The sequence below is a fragment of the Streptomyces sp. NBC_00620 genome, from assembly GCF_026341825.1.
GTDB lineage: Bacteria > Actinomycetota > Actinomycetes > Streptomycetales > Streptomycetaceae > Streptomyces.
The window spans coordinates 2042787-2060745 of the sequence record NZ_JAPENY010000001.1 but is presented as its reverse complement, the minus strand read 5'-3'; the positions used below and the strand labels follow the sequence as shown (position 1 = coordinate 2060745).

General features: G+C 70.1%; 14 protein-coding genes, 1 tRNA gene and 1 pseudogene. 8 read left to right on the top strand and 8 right to left on the bottom strand.

Going from position 1 to position 17959, the window contains the following annotated elements; all coding sequences use genetic code 11:
* Window positions 1-86: 86 nt before the first annotated feature.
* Window positions 87-542 (bottom strand): hypothetical protein, encoded by a 456-nt coding sequence (locus tag OG246_RS09440; RefSeq protein WP_266458665.1) that lies wholly within the window; start codon window positions 540-542, stop codon window positions 87-89.
* A complete protein-coding gene (locus OG246_RS09435) occupies window positions 542-1201 on the bottom strand; it encodes a hypothetical protein (protein WP_266458663.1) in 660 nt (219 codons plus the stop codon). Before OG246_RS09435 ends, OG246_RS09440 begins: the two co-directional genes overlap by 1 nt.
* Window positions 1202-1478: 277 nt before the next feature.
* Between OG246_RS09435 and OG246_RS09430 the strand changes: the two genes are divergently transcribed.
* Window positions 1479-1931, top strand: a complete 453-nt coding sequence (locus OG246_RS09430; protein ID WP_266458661.1) for a hypothetical protein — start codon at window positions 1479-1481, stop codon at window positions 1929-1931.
* A 222-nt stretch (window positions 1932-2153) separates the two neighbouring features.
* On the opposite strand, the pseudogene OG246_RS09425 reads toward OG246_RS09430, so the two are convergent.
* The 3 genes and pseudogenes from OG246_RS09425 to OG246_RS09415 form a co-directional block, all read right to left on the bottom strand.
* Window positions 2154-3146: pseudogene (locus tag OG246_RS09425) on the bottom strand (tyrosine-type recombinase/integrase); the annotation flags it as partial.
* Between the two features lie 1124 nt (window positions 3147-4270).
* Window positions 4271-4357 (bottom strand) — tRNA-Ser (locus OG246_RS09420).
* A gap of 163 nt (window positions 4358-4520) precedes the next feature.
* The gene (locus OG246_RS09415; RefSeq protein ID WP_266458659.1) at window positions 4521-6065 is read right to left on the bottom strand and encodes a S1C family serine protease; all 1545 of its coding nucleotides are present in this window, start codon (window positions 6063-6065) and stop codon (window positions 4521-4523) included.
* A 257-nt stretch (window positions 6066-6322) separates the two neighbouring features.
* Between OG246_RS09415 and OG246_RS09410 the strand changes: the two genes are divergently transcribed.
* The 3 genes from OG246_RS09410 (at window position 6323) to OG246_RS09400 (ending at window position 9090) form a co-directional block, all read left to right on the top strand.
* Window positions 6323-7132, top strand: coding sequence for a glycerophosphodiester phosphodiesterase (locus OG246_RS09410; RefSeq protein WP_266458657.1), 810 nt, complete (start codon window positions 6323-6325; stop codon window positions 7130-7132).
* 118 nt (window positions 7133-7250) lie between these two features.
* The gene (locus OG246_RS09405) at window positions 7251-7904 is read left to right on the top strand and encodes an ATP-binding protein (protein WP_266458655.1); all 654 of its coding nucleotides are present in this window, start codon (window positions 7251-7253) and stop codon (window positions 7902-7904) included.
* 196 nt (window positions 7905-8100) lie between these two features.
* Window positions 8101-9090, top strand: coding sequence for a DUF5926 family protein (locus OG246_RS09400; RefSeq protein ID WP_266458653.1), 990 nt, complete (start codon window positions 8101-8103; stop codon window positions 9088-9090).
* A gap of 233 nt (window positions 9091-9323) precedes the next feature.
* Here the strand turns inward: OG246_RS09400 and OG246_RS09395 are convergent, their stop codons facing one another.
* Window positions 9324-9953 (bottom strand): hypothetical protein, encoded by a 630-nt coding sequence (locus OG246_RS09395; protein ID WP_266458651.1) that lies wholly within the window; start codon window positions 9951-9953, stop codon window positions 9324-9326.
* A 56-nt stretch (window positions 9954-10009) separates the two neighbouring features.
* The gene (locus tag OG246_RS09390; RefSeq protein ID WP_266458648.1) at window positions 10010-10675 is read right to left on the bottom strand and encodes a bifunctional DNA primase/polymerase; all 666 of its coding nucleotides are present in this window, start codon (window positions 10673-10675) and stop codon (window positions 10010-10012) included.
* A gap of 482 nt (window positions 10676-11157) precedes the next feature.
* Here OG246_RS09390 and OG246_RS09385 point away from each other — a divergent pair, with 482 nt between their 5' ends.
* The 4 genes from OG246_RS09385 to OG246_RS09370 all read left to right on the top strand — a co-directional run bounded on the left by OG246_RS09385 (window position 11158) and on the right by OG246_RS09370 (window position 17145).
* Entirely contained in the window at window positions 11158-12678 is a 1521-nt protein-coding gene (locus tag OG246_RS09385) for a PP2C family protein-serine/threonine phosphatase (RefSeq protein ID WP_266458646.1), read from the top strand.
* A 99-nt stretch (window positions 12679-12777) separates the two neighbouring features.
* Window positions 12778-14238 (top strand): aminopeptidase P family protein, encoded by a 1461-nt coding sequence (locus tag OG246_RS09380; protein WP_266458644.1) that lies wholly within the window; start codon window positions 12778-12780, stop codon window positions 14236-14238.
* Between the two features lie 102 nt (window positions 14239-14340).
* A complete protein-coding gene (locus OG246_RS09375; RefSeq protein ID WP_266458642.1) occupies window positions 14341-15717 on the top strand; it encodes a PLP-dependent aminotransferase family protein in 1377 nt (458 codons plus the stop codon).
* 186 nt (window positions 15718-15903) lie between these two features.
* Window positions 15904-17145 carry an MFS transporter gene (locus tag OG246_RS09370; protein ID WP_266458639.1) on the top strand — a complete coding sequence of 414 codons (1242 nt, stop codon included), beginning with the start codon at window positions 15904-15906 and terminating at the stop codon, window positions 17143-17145.
* On the opposite strand, the gene OG246_RS09365 is transcribed toward OG246_RS09370, so the two are convergent.
* The gene (locus OG246_RS09365) at window positions 17120-17959 is read right to left on the bottom strand and encodes a triphosphoribosyl-dephospho-CoA synthase (protein ID WP_266458636.1); all 840 of its coding nucleotides are present in this window, start codon (window positions 17957-17959) and stop codon (window positions 17120-17122) included. The two genes, OG246_RS09370 and OG246_RS09365, sit on opposite strands and share 26 nt — an antisense overlap.

Here is a 17959-nt window from a genome sequence, read left to right as displayed (position 1 = left end):
GCACTGACGGGAACACTCGGCCCTGGGGCGCGACCACCGATAACCGCCCACCTGGCCGAACTCGGGAGGCACCTGGATCACCGGCGTCACCGACCCGGAGAGTCGCCGGCTGCCTCCCGAGCCGTTCCGCGAGGGTCGGCGCCACGCGATGCAGCCGCTTCCAGGGGGACGACCACAACCTGGCACTCATCCTCGTAGATGATCTTTCCTGGTGCCGACGACTCCACACGCCGGCACTCGACGCCATGCGCGGCGAGGAGTTCCAGGTACCCGTCCACCCGCTTGATGAGTTCCTTGGCCGATGATTTGAACCAGGCGACGGCACCAGGGTGAGTCTCGTGGTCATAGACGAGGGGATCGTTGTCCGAGGGGTTCGGGTAATTGGCGTCGTACCAGTCGTTGTTGGCTCGCCAGAACCGGAATTGCTCTTCTGTGAGCCTGCCTTCACGTGCGAGGCCGTTGGCCAATCCGAAAACGCCGGGAAAGTGACCGCGCTCGCTGCGGATCGTCCCCTGGAACCTCACATACGACGTTTCCCGCATCAGAGTTCCGTCGACCGGGGCGCCCCGTGCCACCGCCATGTGGTGAGGGGGGGGTGGCCCGGCAGTTCGGTGCGGCCGGTGGCCCAGAGCAGGGTGGGCCAGGGGTCCGTGTTCGACGGGGCGTCCGGGAACAGCCGGTTGAGGACTCGCGAGCACAGGTCGGCGGGCGGGGTCCAGGTGAGCCCGAGTCCCTCGGCCAGATCGTGGGTGTGCACCAGGGTCTCCACGATGCCCATCGCGGCGAAGCCCTCGGGGTCCGACACCCCGAAGCTGTGGTGGGCGCGGACCCGCGACGGCGTCGTACGCACCATGGCGACCAGCAGCGCGCCGCTCGCCTCCAGCACCTGCAGCAGCCCGGCGGGCCCCGCCGCACGGTCCGCGTGAATGGCGTTCGCGGGACCGCCGGGCCTTCGGCTCTCCCAGACGAACGGCACCTCGCCCTCCAAGGGCGGTTCCTTGGGACCCAGTTGGGCGGCGTAGGCGAAGAGGTCGTCACTGAGGTGCTCGACGGTCTCCCAGCAGTCCCACTCCAGCGAGCCGGCCTTGCCGACCCAGGCCTCCGGGGGCGCCTCCCGGAGAGTACTGACGGCGAGCTGGACAGCTTGGTCCACGTCGTCCGCGGTGACAGGCAAAGGCTCGGCTTCGGTTGATCGGGGCATGGCAGGAACCGTAGCGCGTACGGAAACGGCCCCTGACCCATCTGCTGCATCCACGGCGCCTGCGAACGCGCCAACTCCCTGCCCAAGGCCACATTCAAGGCCATGCTCAAGACCATGCGCAGGGTTAGGACCGATTGCTGGGAAAGACGCAATGCGTCCACAGAGTGTTGGCTTTGCGTCGCCTTTCCCAGGAAGAGCGTTGATCGGCCTCTCGGCTCCAGAGACGATCTGCCGTCAATTGGATCTGCGCAACTATCCATCCTGGAGGGGACTTTCCATGCGGACGAGACAGAAGAGCCGGGTTTTCACACTACTGGCGGCCAGTGCACTCCTTGCCGGCGGTTCCCTCACTGTCGGGGCGACCAACGCGGCGGCTGCCGACTGGACCTTCAGCAAGAGCGCGGTGTCCGACAACGGGAGCTTCAGCATCACCTCCTACTACAACGGCACCTACGCGGGCGCCATGGTGTGGAACGCCGATCCGGGGTGCTGTGGCATCCCCGGCGACGCGTTTCAGGTGGTGGACGTGCTTTCGGACGGGCGAGGCATGGAAGCCAAAATGGTCTCTCCGGTGACGGGGCGCGTTGCCACCACGCGCGGGCACGCGGCCACCTACACCAGCCCGTGGAACACCGGAGATCTGACAGAGGGCACCGCGGTCTACATCCAGCTCTGCGCGGTCGTAGGCACATACGCGGACTGCAGTCTCGGGTACAGCGGCCGCGCGTAACCACACGCCGGCCGCCCGACCTCAGCACATCTCACCGTGCCGTTCCCCGCGAGACGGGCTGAACGAGGAAGGGGTGTCTCTCACTGAGAGACACCCCTTCTGACCAGCACATACGCTGACCTGTAAGCGGTGGGTGTGGGATTTGAACCCACGGTGACATCGCTGCCACGACGGTTTTCAAGACCTTTCGACGATCACGGGCGTCGGGGTCTCCGCCACAGGTCAGACGGGTACGAGCGCTCCCGCCGAGCCATCGTCATCGTCATCGTGCCCGCTACGTGCCCCTCGGTCGTGATCGTGCCCGTTGAACCAGGAGTCCGAGGCTTCGGCCACCTGATCATCACGTCCGGCGACAGGTCGAGCGTAGTGCCGCGTCGTGACGCTCGCGTTCGAGTGGCCGAGTCGGTGAGCGGCCGTCATCACGCCATAGCGGTCAGCGACCCAAGTCCCGTGTGAGGCCCGAAGATCGTGCGGGGTCACGTCGGTCAGATCAGCAGCCGACACCGCGGGGTCGAAGTACGCCTTGCGCCACTGGTTGTAGCGCATGGGCTTGCCTGCAGGCGTGGTGAACAGGAGCGCGTCATCCCCGCCGGCCAAGGTCTCCAGATGCTTCCCCAGCCGCTTCGCGAGCGAAGGCGCGATACGCAGGAGCCGCTTCTGATGGGACTTGGGGGTGTCGAAGACCAAGACCCCGTCCGCCTCGGCAAGGTTCTCATCCACGAGCACGAAGCCGCCGGACACGTCGATGTCCACACGCCGTAGAGCGAATGCCTCACCAACTCGCAGGCCGGCGAAGGCAAGCAAAGCGATCAACAGGTCATGCGGCTTGTCGGCACTCCGTACAACCCGAGACGCTTCGAGCGGCGTGAGGATGTGCGGCTCCGTCTCCGGCATCCGAGGTAGCTTCACGCCCCGGCACGGAGTCTGCGCGATCATGTCGTTGTCGACTGCCGACTTCATGATCTGGGACAAGACCCGGTACGCCTGTCGGATACGCGACGGACTGAGGCCCCGGGTTCGCATCTGGGCGACCCACTCAGTCACGGTGATCGGCCGAAGGCTCGTCAGCTCACGATCCCCAAGTGCCGGATTGATCAGCGAGTTGATCAGCGACCGGTACGACGCTTGTGTCGTGTGCTTGAGCTGCGGAGACACCGCAGCGAGCCAACGAGCGGCCCAGTCTCGTACGATCGTCTGCCCCTCAGCGGGGTCAAGCCCCGGCTGCGCTCCGCTCCGCCGGGCGCGCTTCCCGACTCTGGCTGCGCCCGCGCTCCTGCCTTCGGCCCGCTCGGCGCGCCGCCGCCGACGCGCGCCCACATGTGGATAGGGCCGGTAGCCATGAGCCGATCACCGCTAGCGCCGCAAGGGTCACGGCGTGCCTCCGGCGGGGGCGCTCAGGCTCCGAGATGGCGGTGGCGCCGTTCGCGAGTGCCGGCCACGTAGTGGCGTGCTCGGGGTGCTCCCATCCCGTCCACCGTCGACCCAGGCAGAGCCGAGCAGACGCGGCCCATGGCGTCCAGGTCGTTCGTACAGTGGCGCGCTCCACCTGGACGCCATGAACCACGCCCGCTCCACGGTGTGTGGGTCGACGGCAGACGGGATGGGAGCTGGGGAGAGTGGTGGGTTGGGGGAGAGACGCGGCAGTGTCCGCAGCGTAGGGAACCGTGGAATCGATTCCGGCCATGTTCAGATAGCTGCGGATTCACAGTCGCGGAAGCTGCAAGCGCCCCCGAACACGTGTTTCTCGGCGCCGCGCATACCTACCAGAGTCAGAAAAGGGACCTCACACGTCCCTGCCACATAGGGAACGTTGGCCCAAAACGACTCAGTGAACGGCATACCGGAGTCTCCTGGAACGAAGAGAGCCCGCCCCACCACACAAGCTTCCCGGCGCGCGTGTTGGAGCGGGCATCAACTCCTCAAGGAGGCGTTCCTATGAGTCTGGTCCGTTCCCACCCACCGCTGTCAAATCCGCGCCCAAAGCTCTGGGTGATCACAGTGATTGTGGTAGTGGTGCTGTCGTCTGCCCACTGCACTGAGGTTGTCAGCGCGTACGCAGACGGTGCGTCTATCGCAGCGCTCCTGGCTGGTGCTTGGAGTACAGCAACGAGGTACCGCAACCGCAGCAACCCCTCCTGTCCGGCGGCCTCTTCGTAGAGCCCAAATGTGGCCGGCATGACCGCCCCGCGACCGATCCACATGGCGCTACGGATCAGAACTTTCCCGTGCCCCTTCCGTGCCCGATCGACCGGTAACTGACGGGGAACCACGGTGGTTGACGGACATCGCACATGAGAACGGCCCCCGACCAATTCACCTGGTCAGGGGCCGTTCACCTGCGGTGGGTGTGGGATTTGAACCCACGGTGACATCGCTGCCACGACGGTTTTCAAGACCGTTCCCTTAGGCCGCTCGGGCAACCCACCTTCGCCCCGGCCCACCTGGGGCGGAGCGGGCTACAGCCTACCGGCCTCGGGAGGTGTCGTGGGCTGGTGGTCCGCGCGGGGACCTGCGGGGCGCAGAAGGGGTGCCCGCAACCAGCGGGCACCCCTTCTGATGCCGGTCAGTTCACGCCGCGCCGGACTGCGGTCAGCTGTCGCCCTCGCGCTCGCCGAGGGTGACGTTGGTCGTCTGGGTCTTGCCGTCGCGCGTGTAGGTGAGCTTGACGGTGTCGCCGGGCTGGTGGGTCCAGATCTCGCCGATGAGGGTGGGGCCGCTGTCGATCACCGTGTCGTCGAGCTTGGTGATGACGTCGCCGGCCTTGAGGCCCGCCTTGTCCGCGGGGCCGCCGGAGGTGACCGAGGCGGAGCCGCTGGCGCCCTGGTCGGTGATCTTCGCGCCGCCGGTGCCCTCTTCGAGGGAGACCGACGCGCCGATCACCGGGTAGACCGGCTTGCCCGTCTTGATCAGCTGCTGGGCGACGGTCTTCGCCTGGTTGATCGGGATCGCGAAGCCCAGGCCGATGGAGCCGGACTGGCTGGTGCCGCCGAGGCTGCCGCTGGACTGGATCGCCGAGTTGATGCCGATGACCGAGCCCTGCGCGTCCAGGAGCGGGCCGCCGGAGTTGCCGGGGTTGATGGAGGCGTCCGTCTGCAGGGCGCTCATGTACGAGGAGCTGCTGGACGTGCCGTCGCTGGAGGCCACCGGGCGGTTCTTGGCGCTGATGATGCCCGTGGTCACCGTGTTGGAGAGACCGAAGGGCGCGCCGATCGCAATGGTCGAGTCGCCGACGGCCACCTTGTCGGAGTCGCCGAGGGCGAGGGGCTTCAGGTCCGACGGCGCGTTCTTCAGCTTGATGACCGCGACGTCGTAGCCCTGGGCGTGACCGACCACTTCAGCGTCGTACTTCTTGCCGTTGGAGAAGGTCGCGGTGAGCTTGCCGTTGTCGACCGCGTCCGCCACCACGTGGTTGTTGGTGAGGATGTGGCCTTCCTTGTCGAAGACGAAGCCGGTTCCGGTGCCGCCCTCGCCGCTGCTGCTCTCGGCCTCGATGGTGACCGTGCTCGGCAGCGCGTTGGCGGCCACGCCCGCGACGGTGTCCGCGGCACGCTTCACGTCGCCGCTGCTCTGCGGGGCGGAGACCGTCGTCGAGTCGGTGGAGTCGTCGTTCCCCTTGGCCAGCGTGTAGCCGATGCCGCCGCCCACGCCGCCCGCGACCAGCGCGGCGACGAGGATCGCGGCGACCAGACCACCGCGTCCGCCACCGGACTTGGGAGCGGGCTGCTGGTAGGAGGCGCCCCAGCCGGAGCCGGAACCGCCGCCGTCCGCGTACGAGGGAGTGGCGGGCGGCGGAGGCGGCCAGCCGGCGTCCACCGCGGAGACCGGCACCCCGGCGTCGTGTCCCTGCGCGTCAGGAGCCCCGGCGCCCATAGAGGCGTACGCGGGTGCCTGATCCGGAGCGGGGTACGCCGGTGCCTGGTCCGGAGTGCCGTACGTCGGGGTCTGATCCGGCGACCCGTACGCCGGTGCCTGCTCCGGTGCGCCGGGGGCGCTCGGAGGCACCGCCGGGAGCTGAGCGGTCGGCGCGCTCTCTCCGGGCGCGCCGGTCTGCGCGGAAGCAGCGGGAGTGTCCACCGGCACAGGAGGTGCGGACGGGGCCGGGGGTACTGCAGTGCCCTCGTTCTCGGTGCTCACAGCTCTTCTCCTCAGTCCACGGCTGTTGTTCTCGGTCGCACTCGGTCACGCTCACTCACGCTTGTCGGCGGTCCGGCGCGATTCAGCTGTGCATGTGCTTTTGTCTGCCGTCAGCTTTTCCCACTGGGCGTCAGAGCACCATAAGCGGTCCCTGTGTGTCCCCGGCCAGCCTTTATAAGGGACTTGTCAGGCGAAATTAACCCATTCTCGACGTATTCGCCCTCACGCCTGCTCCGCGACGGTGGCACCATGACGCGGTGACCCACGCACGACAGCACCCGATCCAGGTCGTAGCCCACCGCGGAGCCTCCGAAGAGGCACCCGAGCACACCCTGGCCGCGTACAAGAAGGCGATCGAGGACGGCGCGGACGCCCTCGAGTGCGATGTACGGCTGACCGCGGACGGCCATCTCGTCTGCGTCCACGACCGCCGCGTCAACCGTACGTCGAACGGACGCGGAGCGGTCTCGGCCCTGGAGCTCGCCGACCTCGCGGCGCTGGACTTCGGCGCTTGGAAGAACCGCGACGAGTCCCCCGACTGGGAGTACGGCCCCGGGGACCGCGAGGACACCTCCGTCCTCACCCTGGAGCGGCTGCTCGAACTCGTCGCCGACGCGGGCCGCCGGGTCGAGCTGGCCATCGAGACCAAACACCCCACGCGCTGGGCGGGCCAGGTCGAGGAGCGGCTGCTGCACCTGCTGAAGCGTTTCGGCCTGGACGCCCCGGACTCCGCCGCCGAGTCGCCCGTACGCGTCATGAGTTTCTCGGCGCGTTCACTGCACCGCGTCCGGGCCGCGTCCCCGGCGCTGCCCACGGTCTATCTGCTGCAGTTCATCTCGCCCCGGCTGCGCGACGGACGGCTGCCCGCGGGTGTCCGGATCGCAGGCCCGTCGATGCGGATCGTGCGCAGCCACCCCGCCTACATCGAGCGCCTGAAACGCGCCGGGCACCAGGTCCATGTCTGGACCGTGAACGAACCCGAGGATGTCGATCTCTGCGTTGAACTGGGCATCGACGCCATCATCACCAACCGGCCCCGCGCGGTTCTGCGCCAGCTGGACCGCTGACCTCACACGCACATTTTCAGCCAGTTACCTTCAGTAATCCCACACAACACCATCGAGAACCGGCCACACCGCTACAGGGAGTGCACCGGCGCGTTCGCTCCGTATTCGATCGTTACGAGTGCGTCAGCAGACGTGGATTGGCCGGTTTCCGGTCCAGTTCAAAGGGGCATCCACACCGTGGCGTGGGGCAAAGGAGGTCTCGGGGGTGGCGTTGGTGGTGGCACAGGAGGTGCCCACGTCGTCGAGCATGGCCGTACCTCATGGCCCTGCGGGCGTGGGGGAAGCAAGACACCGGATGCGGGATCAGCTGCGCACCGGTGGCGTGGCGGAAACGGTCATCGACGACGCCGTACTGATCCTTTCCGAACTGCTCAGCAACGCCTGTCGGCACGGCAGGCCGCTGGGTGACGCCTTGGCGGGGGACGGCGACGTCCGCGCCGCGTGGCGTGTCGATCCGTCCGGAAGGCTCACCGTCGAGGTGACGGACGGCGGTGGTCCGACCCGTCCGGTTCCGGCCACGCCCTCGGTCACCGCGCGCGGCGGCCGCGGGCTGAACATCATCACGGCACTGGCCAAGGACTGGGGCGTCCGGGACGACGTCCACGGAGAGGTCACGGTCTGGGTCGTCGTCCAGGACAACGTGAAGGCAGCGCGCCGGCACGACGACTTCGCTACGCGCGTCGCGTCACCGGCACCGCACCGGCAGCCGCTGATACCGCGGCCGGCGATACCCGACCTGGACTTCGCGGACGCCTTCGACGACATGGACTGAGCCCCGAAGACGGCATGGACTGCTGAGCCGACGACGGCATGGACCGAGGTGTCTGAGACGCGGACAGGCGCATACGCATGCTGAAGCGCCGCTTCCGGGACGACTCGGTGCGTTGTCCACAGGGTCCCGTCGGCCCCCGTACAAACGGCTAGGCTCGCGCCCGTACGAGACGAGCCGTAACCGGGAGACAGCCACGATGGCCAAGAAGCGACCGCAGACGAAGGCCAAGCAGCCTCAGCTGAAAGATGGTGCCCGTGCCGGAGGCGCTGATGGACACTTCCCGGTTGTCGGCGCTCGCGAACCCTGCCCCTGCGGCAGTGGCCGCCGCTACAAGGCCTGTCACGGCCGGGCCGCCGCGCACGCCGCGACCGAGCTGGTGCATCGCCCCTTCGAAGGCCTGGCGGGCGAGGGCGACTGGGTCGCGCTCCGCGAGCTGGTGCCCGCCGCGACCGTCGAGCTGAAGCTCAGGGAGAGCCTTCCGGAGGGCGTTCCCTCGGTCACGCTCGCCACCGTCCTGCCGATGGCGTGGCCCGCGCTGCGCCGCGACGACGGCTCGGTCCTGATCGGCCTGCAGAACGACACGGCCTCCGGCGACATCAGCCGCGACCTCGCCGACACCCTCCAGCGCGCGCTGGCCGCGAAGCCCGGCACCCCGGTCGAGGGCCGCCGCGCCCCGGCCGACGGTCCCCGACTCCAGGATCTCCTCGACCCCGAAGGCGCGTTCGAGCCAGTTGTGCACGCGGGTTTCGAGTTCTGGGTCCCGGACGCGGAGAACGCGACGCCGGAGGTGACCGCCTCCCTGGAGCGGGCCAACGCCGCCGCCATCCCGACCGTGAAGCTCTCCGGCGTCGATGCCGCCTACTGGTGCGAGACCCCCGACAAGAACCATCTGCGCTGGGTCATGCCCTACCCGGAGGAGCGGCTTCTGGACGCGCTCGCGCGGCTGCGCGCTGCCGGGCAGTCGAGCCTCGGCGAGGGCACCCGCCTGGTCGGCTCCTTCCGTGCACACGGGCTCACCGTGCCCGTCTGGGACCTGCCGACAGGCGTCACGGCGGACGACATCGAGAAGCCGGCGGCCACCTTCGCCGAGCGCCTCACCACCGCCCTGGCCACGGACGCACCACTCACCACGGACGAGCGCCGGGCACGCGGCGGCCTCACCAACCGACAGGTGACGCTCAGCTGACACACAGGAAGGGAAACTGACCGACCGGTCAGCTGGTCAGGACTCACCAGATGGGTGACTCCTGTCACAACTCCCCGTACTGACCGGTGAATTCGTGTCCGAATAGCCAAGACCGAATTTGCGAACCGCCGATCTCTTGTTACCGTTCGAGTAGCCCGGTTGCTGGTGCATCCCCCGTCGCCAGCAACCGGGTCTTTTCATGTGCGGAGTCCGGGACAGCGCCAACCGCCTTGTTACGGCGCCGAGTTGCTCCCCGACCGCAGCAGCAGCGGCCCGTCCTCGCCGCCCTTCGCGAACTCCGCGACCGCCGCGTACGCCCCCACATCGCCCGTCGTACGCCCCCTCGGCGTCTCGCACGCCCCGGGGTCGTCCTCCGCGCCCACCGCGCAGCGCATCAGCACCGTGCGGCCCCCCGGCTCCATGAGGCTCAGTACGGAACTCAGCTCGTCACCGGTCGCGTTGCGGTAGTACGTCCGCGCCCAGGTCTCCTCACCCTGCGTCAGGACGCAGGTCTGCGCCTCGATGCCGTCGGGCGAGGAGAGTTCGGGGCCGCAGCGGGCGGCGGTGGCGAGACCGAGGCCGAGCAGCAGGGGCGATCGCGCGGGGTCGGCGGCAGGCCCCTTGTCGTTGCCGTCCTCCGAGTCCGCGGAGTCTGTGGAGTCTGCGGAGCCCGCGGAATGTCCCGCGCCGTCGGAGAGTCCGGCGTCTTCGGAGTGTTGGGAGTGCCCGGAGTCCTGAGAGCGCCCGGACGCACGTACATCCGCGGGATCCGCATCTCCGACGGGTCCCGCGGATGCCACGGCCAGTGGAAGTGCCACCGTGACCGCCACTACGCCCGCGAGTGCGAGCAGGCGAAGGTTCATGAGGCTGAAGATAACGACCGTGGGCGGGCGCCCGGTTCGCCGCGCGCCCGACACCCCTACAACTCGGGCGCGCTCACACCCGTACGAGTGAGGGCCTCGACCACCGCGTCCACCACGGCCTCCACATCGGGCACCCAGGGCGCGGCCGAGCCGGGCAGTGGTGCGCGTTCCCAGCGGATCTGGCCCTGCCCCGTCTCCGACGGAGGCAGCGCGATGTAGCCGCCCTCTCCGTGGAAGCGGAGCGAGCCGGGGACGTAGTCCTTGGCGTACAGCAGCTCGCCGAGCTGCTCCAGGGAGTACGGCGCGACGAGGATCGCCCATCGCGTGGGAGCCGCGACGACCGGGCCCAGGCGCATGCCCTGGCGGTCGAGGGCGGCGAGCGCGCGGGCCGCCGCGAGGGCGGGCAGGCTCACCGCGCAGGGGGCCTGCTCGCCGGTGGCCAGCACGATCGGTGCCGTCGGCCGGTTGGTCCACCACCAGCGCACCATGCGCTCGTCGGTGGTGGCCGCGAGGAGGCCGGGGTCGAAGGGGTGGGCGCCGGGCACCGTGCATTCCGGGTCGGGGCATCCGCAGCGGGCGCGCCCCTGCGGGTCCGATGCCACACCCGGGAGTACGGGCCACTGCCATTCGGTCGCGAAGGTCAGGGCGGACTTGAGCATCTCAGGCCTCCCGTTGTTTCGCCTGGACAGGAGCCTGCGTCGCCTTCCGAGGATCTCGCGCATGAGCGCTCGTTCCTTTCCGTTGCACGCCTGGCAACACTGTGGACCACTCACATCATGTGTCGATCACTTCACCGTGCGTACCTGCTGGCGCATCACACCCTTGCTGGAAACAAGGGGAACCCCTATGGGCCGAGCCTTGGGCTGCGTCCGCGTCCATACTGCGTGTGCCTAAAGCATGGGCATGGCGTGGGGTGGCGGCGCCTGGCGTTTTGCCGTCCCGTGTACTTCTAGCCGCCTCCGCCACGGGAGGATGGGGCACGGTCGTCGGTGGTTAAGACGCCCGGGTCCGTCGCCAGGTTCCGGGCGAATCGCAACCACCCCTGGCCTTCACCGAGTACGTACCCATCACAACCGCTGTGACGCTCCGTCGAACTAGGCCAGTCGACCTCAACAAGCCGTTACCCGAGTCAGTTTTAGGCCAACTTTACTTTCGCGCAAGGGTTACCGCCGGTCTCACGGACACCAGGAATCCCGGCAGGACAATGCTGGACATCCCCTCACGAGTGCGTGTACATGTGGAGACACTGCTTGCGGCGCAGAACGACATGGGGGTTTGCGATGCTATTGAGCAATACGCACCGGTCGGAAAGCCGGACGCCATGAGCGCCCCTCACCTTCCGAAAGTGGCTGGAATCGACTCCACGGTTCCCTCGCCCGCACACACTGTCGCGCCGACGTCCGCTGTCACGGTTACCCCTTCGGCCACCTCTTCCACCGGCCCCGGGGCCGATCTCCAAGATCGTCTCGCGGGACTGGTCTCCGATCTGACCACGCTCCACGAGCTCACCGAGCGCCTGGCGCGCACCGCGACACTGAGCGACGCACTCGAGGAGCTGCTGCGCGCCGGAGCCGCCCTGGTGGGCGCCCGGCGCGGTCTCGTCGTCATGGAACCGGGCGACGGACTCGGCCCCGACACCACGATCGGCCTGGGCCTCGCGCGGGCCGATCTCGGCCACATCGAGACGATTCCGCGCAGCTGCATGGCGTACGGGAAGCTCCTCGACACGGCGGCCGGACTGCCCGGCGGCGAGGCGGAGATCACCCAGCCCGACCTGTTCTCCGAGGACGGTCTCGACCCCCGCCACCGCGAGGTGGCCGCACAGCTCGGCTATGCCGCGAGCTACGCGCTGCCCCTGTCCACGGACGCCGCGGGCCGCCTGGGCGCCGCCGTATGGCTCTACGACGAGCCCGCCGAACCGGTCGAGCGCCAGCGCCACCTCATCGGCCGGTACGCCCGGCACGCGACCGAGCACCTGGCACGGCTGCTGGAACTGGAGCGCACGCGCGCGTGCCTCGCGACGGTCTCCGAGGAGCTGCTTCCCTCACGGCTGCCCCGGGTCTCCGGCGTCCAGCTGGCTGCCCGGCACCGCACCGGTCCGCGCGGCGGCGGCGACTGGTACGACGCGCTGCCGCTGCCCGACGCCGCGCTCGGCCTCGCGGTCGGCTCCGTCACCGGGTCCGGGCCCAGCGCGATGGCCGCGATGGGCCGGCTGAGAGCGTCCCTGCGGGCGTACGCGGTCATGGAGGGCGAGGACCCCGTCGCCGTCCTCTCCGACCTCGAACTGCTGATGCGGCTCACCGAGCCGGCCCGCTCCGCGACCGCTCTCTTCGCGTACTGCGAGCCCGCGCTGCGCAAGATCACGCTCGCCGGGGCCGGACACAGCCCGCCCCTGGTGATCGGCCCGCGGCGCACGGAGTTCGTGGAGACCTCCCTGTCGGCGCCCCTGGGCATGCTCGCCTGCTGGGAGGCGCCGAGCGTCGAGCTGACCGCCGAACCCGGGGAGACCGTCCTCCTGTACACGGACGGCTTGCTGCACCGCACCGGCGACCCCATGGACCGCGCCTTCGCGCGGCTGCACGCGGCGGCGGCGAGCGTTCCGAAGACGGTGCGCGACGATCCCGGCGCGCTCGCCGATCACGTACTACGGAGTGTGCTGCCGGACGGGCTGGACTCGGCGGACTCCGAGGAGGACGTCGTACTCCTGGCGGCGCGCTTCGAGTGAGTGGCCACGCGCCCCGCGTAACAGGTCTTCCGGCTCTGGACCCCCTTCAGTACGACCGTACGATGGTGGGGGTCCAAAGTCGTATCTAGGAGGCAGACCGTGGCGGACGAGCTCAATCCGGAGACCCCGGACGAGACTCCCGAAGAGCCGATCAAGCAGCGCAAGAACGGCCTGTACCCGGGCGTGTCCGACGAGCTGGCCGAGAGCATGAAGTCCGGCTGGGCCGACACGGAGCTGCACGGCCTGGAGCCGATCGCGCAGGCCGAGTACACCGCCACCCGGCGTGCCGCGCTCTCCGCGCGCTTCCCGGGCGAGCGCCTGGTGGTTCCCGCGGGCAACCTGAAGACCCGCTCGAACGACACCGAGTACCCCTTCCGCGCCTCGGTCGAGTACGCGTATCTCACCGGCAACCTGACCGAGGACGGCGTCCTGGTCCTGGAGCCGACCACTGACGGGCACAAGGCGACCATTTACCTGCTGCCGCGCTCCGACCGTGAGAACGGCGAGTTCTGGCTCAGCGGCCAGGGCGAGCTGTGGGTCGGCCGCCGCCACTCCCTGACGGAGGCCGGGCAGCTGTACGGCATCCCCGCCTCGGACGTCCGCGAGCTCGCCGACGCGCTGCGCGAGGCCACCGGTCCGGTCCGGGTCGTACGCGGCTACGACGCCGGCGTCGAGGCGGCACTCACCGACAAGGTGACCGCCGAGCGCGACGAGGAGCTGCGGGTCTTCCTGTCGGAGGCCCGGCTGGTGAAGGACGAGTTCGAGGCCGGTGAGCTCCAGAAGGCCGTCGACTCGACCGTGCGTGGCTTCGAGGACGTCGTGAAGGTCCTCGACAAGGCCGAGGCGACCAGCGAGCGCTACATCGAGGGCACCTTCTTCCTGCGCGCGCGGGTCGAGGGCAACGACATCGGGTACGGCTCGATCTGCGCCTCCGGGCCGCACGCGTGCACGCTGCACTGGGTGCGCAACGACGGTCCGGTCCGCTCCGGCGACCTGCTCCTGCTGGACGCCGGCGTCGAGACGCACACGCTCTACACCGCCGACGTCACGCGCACGCTGCCCGTCAACGGCACGTACACGGAGATCCAGAAGAAGATCTACGACGCCGTGTACGAGGCCCAGGAGGCCGGTATCGCGGCCGTGCAGCCGGGCGCCAAGTACCGCGACTTCCACGACGCCGCGCAGCGCGTGCTGGCCGAGAAGCTGGTCGAGTGGGGCCTCGTCGAGGGCCCGGTCGAGCGCGTCCTGGAGCTGGGCCTCCAGCGCCGCTGGACCCTGCACGGCACCGGTCACATGCTCGGCATGGACGTCCACGACTGCGCGGCCGCGCGGACCGAGACGTATGTGCAGGGCACGCTGGAACCGGGCATGTGCCTGACCGTCGAGCCCGGCCTGTACTTCCAGGCGGACGACCTGACGGTGCCGGAGGAGTACCGCGGCATCGGGGTGCGCATCGAGGACGACATCCTGGTGACCGAGGACGGGAACCGGAACCTGTCGGACGGGCTGCCGCGGCGCTCCGACGAGGTCGAGGCGTGGATGGCCGCCCTGAAGGGCTGAAGGGGTTCCCTGAGGCAGTGCTTTTCAGGGGCTGATACGAGATTGATGGCCGGGTACCTCTTGCGGTGCCCGGCCATTCACGTGCCTAGGGGGCGGCTTTTCGTGGATGACTTCTGGTCCGGTGTCGGTGTGGACCTGCATCTGGAGCCCGATGCGGGCGCGGGGCGCAGAACGGGGCTCGAACGGGCGCTGCGTGACGCCGTGCGCGACGGGCGGCTCGCGCCGGGTACGCGGCTGCCGGCGACGCGGCGGCTCGCGGCCGAGCTGGGCGTATCCCGGGGGACGGCGAAGGCGGCGTACGACCAGTTGATCGCCGAGGGGTACCTGACCGCCCGGCAGGGTTCGGGCACCGACGTGGCGGCGCTGCCCCTGGACGGCGTGTCGGCGGCTGCCGGGGCGCCACGCGCGCGTGCGCCTCTTTTCGATCTGCGTCCCGGCAGCCCGGACGTCGGAACGTTCCCGGCGGCGGCCTGGCTGCGGGCGCTGCGCCGCGCGATCGCGACGGCGCCCTCCTTGGCGTACGACTACGGGGATCCGCGCGGCCGCATCGAGCTGCGGACGGCGTTGTCGGGCTACTTGGGCCGGGCCCGGGGCGTGCTCGCGCCGCCCGAGCGGATCGTGATCACCTCGGGGTACGTGCAGGGGCTCGCGCTCCTCGCGCGCGTGCTGGACGGCGGGACGGTCGCCATGGAGGATCCCGGGCTGCCGTTCCACCGGGACGTGGTGCGGCGGGGCGGCGGGAGAGTGGTGCCGCTGCCGGTCGACGAACGTGGAGCCTGTGCGGGCCGGTTGGCCTCCGTCGAGGCGGACGCGGTCGTCGTCACGCCCGCACACCAGTATCCGACCGGCGTCACGCTGCACCCCGAGCGGCGGCGGGCGCTCACCGACTGGGCACGCGCGCGTGGCGGGCTGATCGTCGAGGACGACTACGACGGGGAGTTCCGCTACGACAGGCAGCCGGTCGGCGCCCTCCAGGGGATGGCACCGGGGCAGGTCGCGTACTTGGGCACGGCGTCCAAGACGCTCGGGCCCGCGCTGCGCCTGGGCTGGATGGTGCTGCCGCCGCACCTGGTCGACGCGGTGGCCGACGCCAAGCTGCACAGCGACCATCACACCGAGTCCATCGGGCAGTTGGCCCTCGCCGAGATGATCAACAGCCACGCGTACGACCGGCACGTACGCGCGTGCCGTCTGCGGTACCGCCGGCGCAGGGACCAGCTTCTCGGCCGGCTGGGGGCGCGGCAGAGCGTACGGGGGATCGCGGCGGGACTGCACGCGCTGGTGGAAGTGCCGGACGAGGCCGAGTCCTTGGCGCGAGCGGCGGAGGAAGGGCTCGCGGTCGGGCATCTCGGGGAGCACTGGCACACGCCGGGCGACGGCGGCCGGACGCAGGGGCTGGTCGTCGGGTACGGGACGCCGAGGGAGCGGGTCTATCCGGAGGCGTTGGAGGCGTTGGGGCGGGTGCTGGGAGGCAGCTGATGCCTTCTCCGGGGGCCTTGGCACCGGCTGACGGCCTCCCCGGAGGGCCATGAGACCGGCCGACGGCCTCACCAGAGGGGTCTTGAGGCCCGTTGACGGCCTCTCCGGCGGCGTCTGAATTGGGCCACGAATTGGCGCTCTGATTGGGCCTGTTAAGGGATCCACTGCGCTTCTAATGTCGGCCTCATGACGAACTCACTCGTCCCGCCCGCGGGTCCGCAGCGTGTCCTGGCTCTGGCCCAGTTGGCCAACTCCGTCGGTGACGGCGCCTACTACGTGACGTCGGCGCTGTACTTCACGTATGTCGTCGGTCTCGCTCCCGGGCGGGTGGGGCTGGGGCTGACCGTGGCGTGGGCGGTCGGTTCGCTGGTGGGTGTGCCGTTGGGGCGGCTGGCGGACCGGCGGGGCCCGCGCGGCACGGCGGTGCTGCTCGCGCTGGCGACCGCGGCGGCGGTGGCGTCCTTCCTCGTCGTACGGGGCTTCCTCCCCTTCGTGCTCGCGGCGTGCGCGTACGCGTCCGCGCAGTCGGGGCTGGCGGCGGCCCGGCAGGCGCTCCTTGCGGGGCTGGTCCCGGCCGGGGAGCGGACCGGGCTGCTCGCGCATCTGCAGTCGACGCTCAACGCCGGTCTGGCGGTGGGGGCGGGCCTCGGCGGGCTCGCGCTGCACGCCGGGACGCGCGCCGCGTACCTCGGGGTGTTCGCGCTGGACGCAGTGAGCTTCCTGCTGTGCGCGGCCCTGATGCTGCGGCTGCCGTCGGTGGCTCCCGTGTCGGCCGTCGTACGGCGGAACCACGGCCTCGGCGTTCTGCGCGACCGCCCCTACGTGCTGGTCACGTTCCTCAACACCGTGCTGCTGCTGCGGATGCCGCTGCTCAGCCTCGGCATCCCGCTGTGGATCACCGAGCGGACCGAGGCGCCCGCCTGGCTGGTCTCCGCGCTGTTCGTGCTCAACACGGGCGCGGTGATGGTCTTCCAGGTACGGATGGCCCGCGGTGTCACGGGTCTGGCGTCCGCCACGCGCGCGGTACGCCGGTCCGGGCTCGTCATGCTGGCGTCCTGCGCGGTCTTCGCCCTGTCGTCCGGTGTCTCGCCGTGGGTCGCGGTGGGCGTGCTGGTGGCGGGCGCTGTACTTCAGGTCGTCGCCGAGATGCAGCAGTCCGCGGGGTCCTGGCAGCTGGCCTTCGACCTCGCCCCGGCCGACCGCATGGGCGAGTACCAGGGCTTCTTCGGCACCGGTGTCACGGTGGCCCGCACGATGGGCCCCCTCGTCCTGACCGCGCTGCTGGTGGGCTGGGGAACGCCGGGTTGGCTGCTGCTCGGCGGGGTGATGCTGGCGGCCTCGTACGCGATGGGACCGGCGACACGATGGGCCACCGCCACCGCCGGTCCTTCGAAGGAGCCCGTCAGGCAGCCCGTACCGGTGAACTGACCACCACCGGCAGCGAGTCCACGAACAGGGCCCCCGCGAGAAGCCCTCCGCTGCCACGGGGGCTCCACGCGCGCGCGTGGAGGTCGTCGTCGAGGGCGGACAGGGCCTGACGGCCCGCCTCCGTGTACGTACCGCCCGCTTCGAGGACTCCGCGGGCGCCCGCCTGGACATGGCGGAGGCCGTGCGGTCCCGCCGTGTAGAGCAACTCGGTGTCCTGGAGGGTGGACATGACGGTGAGGAGGGCGTCGAGCCGGGCGTACGGCTCGGGGGCGCCCGCCGAGCGGGCGGTGCCGAGGGCGGCCAACGCCCGCCGTACGTGCGGGAATCCGGCGCGGGCCTCGCCGCGCGCCCCGGCGGCGCCGTACTTCGCCGAGACGGACGACCCCCGGGAGGGCCGCCGCGGTGCCCGCCGGTCGGTGTGCGCCGCGATCCGCTTGGCGGTCGCGGCGACGTCGCTCCCGGTGGCGCGGGGTTCGAGGGCCGCGGCGGCGACCAGCAGCCCGAGCGTCCACATGGCGCCGCGGTGTCCGCCGCCAGCCAGGGCCACCGAGTGCTCGGTGGACCGGCCGATCGCGCCCAGCTCCGTACGGAGTTCGGGCGAGGGCCCGCCGATGCGGCGTGCGGCGGCCGCCATGGCCGCGAGGCCGGGCGCCAGCGCCTTGGCCGACCAGCGCAGGGCACAGTGGTCCTGGCGGGTGGCCCGGGCGTCGAGATCGCGCGGGTCGGGCAGTCCGGGCTTGGGAGCCAGCTCCAGCTGCCAGGTCAGCGCGGCCACGGCGGCCCGCGCGAGCGTCTCGTCCTCGCGGCGGCTCAT

Coding starts and splice junctions, on each gene's coding strand:
- OG246_RS09440 (WP_266458665.1), bottom strand. CDS start 542: ATGCGGGAAACGTCGTATGTGAGGTTCCAGGGGACGATCCGCAGCGAG.
- OG246_RS09435 (WP_266458663.1), bottom strand. CDS start 1,201: ATGCCCCGATCAACCGAAGCCGAGCCTTTGCCTGTCACCGCGGACGAC.
- OG246_RS09430 (WP_266458661.1), top strand. CDS start 1,479: ATGCGGACGAGACAGAAGAGCCGGGTTTTCACACTACTGGCGGCCAGT.
- OG246_RS09400 (WP_266458653.1), top strand. CDS start 8,101: ATGGCCAAGAAGCGACCGCAGACGAAGGCCAAGCAGCCTCAGCTGAAA.
- OG246_RS09395 (WP_266458651.1), bottom strand. CDS start 9,953: ATGAACCTTCGCCTGCTCGCACTCGCGGGCGTAGTGGCGGTCACGGTG.
- OG246_RS09390 (WP_266458648.1), bottom strand. CDS start 10,675: ATGCGCGAGATCCTCGGAAGGCGACGCAGGCTCCTGTCCAGGCGAAAC.
- OG246_RS09385 (WP_266458646.1), top strand. CDS start 11,158: ATGCTGGACATCCCCTCACGAGTGCGTGTACATGTGGAGACACTGCTT.
- OG246_RS09370 (WP_266458639.1), top strand. CDS start 15,904: ATGACGAACTCACTCGTCCCGCCCGCGGGTCCGCAGCGTGTCCTGGCT.
- OG246_RS09365 (WP_266458636.1), bottom strand. CDS start 17,959: ATGAGCCGCCGCGAGGACGAGACGCTCGCGCGGGCCGCCGTGGCCGCG.